The sequence below is a fragment of the Bacillus sp. GC_Bacil_1 genome (assembly GCF_026540675.1).
GTDB classification, from domain to species: Bacteria; Bacillota; Bacilli; order Bacillales; family Bacillaceae_G; genus Bacillus_A; species Bacillus_A cereus.
Genome location: NZ_JALNUG010000051.1, coordinates 1 through 1,330, shown reverse-complemented (window position 1 = coordinate 1,330; position 1,330 = coordinate 1). Strand labels below are relative to the sequence as shown.

The following is a 1,330-nucleotide window of genomic DNA, read 5'->3' as shown; positions in this document are numbered from 1 at the left end:
TGCAGTTTTTCTATGGCTAAATTTACAGCTGATGAAAAAATACAAATCGTTCTACGTTATTTGAACGGAAATGAAAGTTATCGAGAAATAGGTAAATCGCTCGGTATAAGTGACACAATCATTTTGAATTGGGTAAACCAATATAAACAGAATGGTCTGGAAGCTTTTCTAAAACGATGTACAAATTACACACAACAATTTAAACTAGACGTACTAAACTTTATGATTGAAAACGGTATGTCCTTATTTGAAACGGCAGCTATCTTTAATATTCCTGCCCCTTCAACGATTTCTGTTTGGAAAAAACAGCTCGAAACACAAGGAATTGATGCCCTTCAATCTAAGAAAAAGGGGCGTCCATCCATGAAAAAAGATTCAAATAAACAATTAAAACAACCTTTAGCTGAAGGGTCAGTCGAAGCACTTGAAGCACGCATTAAACAGCTTGAGATGGAAAATGAGTACTTAAAAAAGTTAAATGCCTTAGTTCAAAACAAGGAAAAATCACAAAACAAGACAAAGCGCAAGTAGTCTACGAATTAAGGCATAAATATTCGGTCAAGGCACTCGTGGAGCTAGCTACTATTCCTCGAAGCACGTATTATGATTTAGTAAAGAAAATGAATCGTCCAGATCTAGATGCCGATTTGAAAGCTGAGATTAAAGCGATTTATGAGGAAAATGAAGGTCGTTATGGTTACCGTCGCATTCGTGATGAATTAACGAATCGTGGCCAGAAAGTGAACCACAAGAAGGTTCAGCGCATTATGAAAGAGCTTGGGTTAAAGTGTGTTGTGCGTATGAAGAAATATAAATCCTATAAAGGAAAAGTCGGTAGAATTGCACCTAATATTTTAGAGCGTAATTTTTATACAGATGCACCGAATCAAAAGTGGGTAACAGACATCACAGAGTTTAAATTGTTTGGAGAAAAACTGTATGTATCACCTGTATTAGATTTGTATAATGGTGAAATTATTACCTATACAATTGGTTCTAGACCGACGTATTCGCTTGTTTCAGACATGTTAGAGAAAGCATTGGAACGTTTACCTGAAACCCACCAGCTACTGATGCATTCGGATCAAGGATGGCATTATCAAATGAGACAGTACGTCCTTACACTTGAATCAAGAGCTATCGTCCAGAGTATGTCTCGAAAAGGCAACTGTTACGACAACGCAGTAATAGAAAATTTCTTTGGGATTATGAAGTCGGAGTTCCTCTACATAAAAGAATTTGAAAATGTAGAGCACTTTAAAATAGAATTAGAAAAATATATAGATTATTATAATACGAAACGGATTAAGGCAAAATTAAAAATGAGCCC

At 35.6% G+C, this 1,330-nt stretch carries 1 protein-coding gene; it reads left to right on the top strand.

The window, feature by feature from the left end; translation table 11 throughout:
• Positions 1-12: 12 nt before the first annotated feature.
• Positions 13-1,330 (top strand): IS3 family transposase gene (locus OXT04_RS29460; RefSeq protein WP_098648453.1). Its coding sequence is split into 2 segments (ribosomal slippage), with 1,319 coding nucleotides annotated over them: positions 13-466 and positions 466-1,330; the frame shifts between segments, so codons are not numbered across the junction. This gene is flagged as partial in the annotation.